This is a genomic window from Aeromicrobium sp. (genome assembly GCF_049586495.1).
Lineage (GTDB): Bacteria > Actinomycetota > Actinomycetes > Propionibacteriales > Nocardioidaceae > Aeromicrobium.
On the sequence record NZ_JBAVCB010000165.1, the window covers coordinates 1 to 2,294 of the forward strand.

3 protein-coding genes are annotated in these 2,294 nt (G+C 68.0%); all 3 read left to right on the forward strand.

Translation table 11 applies throughout. From position 1 onward, the window contains the following. The first annotated feature begins 3 nt into the window (after nt 1–3). The 3 genes from WB508_RS08815 to der are packed head-to-tail and all read left to right on the forward strand — an operon-like array spanning nt 4 to nt 2,154. Nucleotides 4–144, forward strand: a complete 141-nt coding sequence (locus WB508_RS08815) for a (d)CMP kinase (RefSeq protein ID WP_423844514.1) — start codon at nt 4–6, stop codon at nt 142–144. Next, nucleotides 141–836, forward strand: a complete 696-nt coding sequence (locus WB508_RS08820; protein WP_423844512.1) for a lysophospholipid acyltransferase family protein — start codon at nt 141–143, stop codon at nt 834–836. The genes WB508_RS08815 and WB508_RS08820 overlap by 4 nt, the downstream gene beginning before the upstream one ends. Beyond that, the gene (der, locus tag WB508_RS08825; RefSeq protein ID WP_423844513.1) at nt 829–2,154 is read left to right on the forward strand and encodes a ribosome biogenesis GTPase Der; all 1,326 of its coding nucleotides are present in this window, start codon (nt 829–831) and stop codon (nt 2,152–2,154) included. The genes WB508_RS08820 and der overlap by 8 nt, the downstream gene beginning before the upstream one ends. The last annotated feature ends 140 nt before the right edge of the window (nt 2,155–2,294 follow it).

Here is a 2,294-nt window from a genome sequence, read left to right on the forward strand (position 1 = left end):
GCCCTGGCCCGGCGCGACCAGATCGATTCCACCCGTACGGTCTCGCCGCTGCTGCAGGCCGATGGTGCCGTGGTCGTCGACAGCACCCATCTGGGCCTCGAGGAGGTGATCGACGTCATCGTGGGGATCGTCGAGAGCCGATGAGCACGTCGGGGTACGGGGCCATGCCTGAGGCTGGTCTCACGGTCATGCGCGCCATGGTGGGCCACCACTTCCTGCGCAAGTGGGACGTGCGCGAGCGCGGCCAAGCGCACGTGCCGGAGTCGGGTCCGGTCATCGTCGCTGGCAATCACACCGGCTGGGCGGACGGTCCGGCCCTGGTGGCGCGATGCCCGCGCAAGCTGCACATGCTCACCAAGGAAGAGGAGTTCACCGGCAAGCACCGACACCTGCTGCGATCCATCGGTCAGATCAAGGTGGCTCGCAACCGCGTCGACTCAGGTGCGATGCGGCGTGCTGCGGGAGCGCTCGAGGCCGGCCAGGCCGTCGGGATCTTCCCGGAGGGCATTCGTGGGGACGGCGAGTTTCACCAGATCAAGAGTGGGATCGCGTGGCTTGCGCTGGTCAGCGGTGCACCCATCGTTCCGCTGGTGATCTTCGGGACCCGGGAGCGTGGCCACGGTCCCAGCTACCGGCCAGCCGAGGGTGCGCGCATCGACCTCGTGTACGGCAAGCCACTCGTGATCGATCGGCAACCGTGGCCACGCGACCGCCTCGCCATCGACCAGGCCACCGAACAGATCCACTCCCATCTCAGGGACCACCTCGCTTGGGCCAAGTCAGCGACACGTCGCGACTTGCCCGGGCCCATGCCGGCGGGAGCCCGCAATGACTGAGCATCAACCGGTATTGGCTGTCATCGGCCGCCCCAACGTCGGCAAGTCGACGCTGGTCAACCGCATCATCGGCCGTCGCGAGGCAGTCGTGGAGGATGTCCCGGGAGTGACCCGGGACCGCGTGGCCTATGACGCGATCTGGAACGGCCGCGCCTTCACCGTCGTCGACACCGGCGGATGGGACCCCAACGCCCGCGGCATGGCTGAGCGCATCGCTGCGCAGGCCGAGATCGCCATCCAGGTCGCGGACGCCGTGCTGTTTGTGGTCGACGCCACCGTGGGCATCACAGACATCGACGAGAAGGTGGTGCGCATCCTCCGCGCCGCCAACAAGCCGGTGGTGCTGGCGGCCAACAAGGTCGACGATCAGCGCACCGAGGCCGAGGCGGCCACGTTGTGGAACCTGGGCCTGGGCGAGCCCATTCCGGTTTCGGCCCTGCACGGCCGGGGGAGCGGCGACATGCTGGACGCCATCCTCGAGGCCTTGCCGGATGCGCCGCCGGAGGACTGGGAACCCGAGATCGGTCCACGACGCGTGGCCATCGTCGGAAAACCCAACGTCGGCAAGTCCAGCCTGCTCAACCGCTTGGCTGGCGAGGAGCGTGTGGTCGTCGACGACGCCTCCGGCACCACCGTCGACCCGGTCGACGAGATCGTCGAGCTGGGTGGGCGCACGTGGACCTTCATCGACACGGCCGGCATCCGTCGCCGCGTGCGCGACGCCTCCGGGCACGAGTACTACGCCAGCTTGCGGACCTCGTCGGCCATCGAACGTGCCGAGGTAGGTGTGCTGATCATCGATGCCAGCGTGTCGTTGACCGAGCAGGACCTGCGGATCGTCAGCCAGGTGGCCGACACCGGCCGTGCCTTGGTCATCGCGTTCAACAAATGGGATCTCGTCGACGAAGAACGCCGGTTCTACCTCGATCGCGAGATCGAGCGCGAGCTGGTGCAGGTGCAGTGGGCGCCGCGCATCAACATCACGGCACGTACGGGCTGGCACGTGGATCGTCTGGTCCGTGCGTTGGATTCGGCCCTCGAGGGCTGGGAGACCCGCGTGCCGACGGGGGCGCTGAACTCCTTCCTGGGCCGTCTGGTCGCCGAGCACCCACACCCGGTTCGTGGCGGCAAGCAGCCCAAGATCTTGTTCGGCACCCAGGTCAGCACCTCACCGCCGACCTTCGTGCTGTTCACGTCCGGCAAGCTCGAGGCGTCCTACATGCGCTACATCGAGCGCCGCCTGCGCGAGACCTTCGGCTTCGTCGGCACCCCGATCCACCTGCAGCAGCGTCCCCGCGAGAAGCGCGCCCGTCGCTAATCCGCCGCCCAGGGGCGGAACCCGGCGAGTGGCGCGTTTCGGTCGAATTCGGCGGCCAAACTGCGCCGCGTTGCGCCACCCGAGGAACAATCTGCGTCACTCACGAGTCCGGCTCCAGCCGATGTCGGGCACACGAGGCT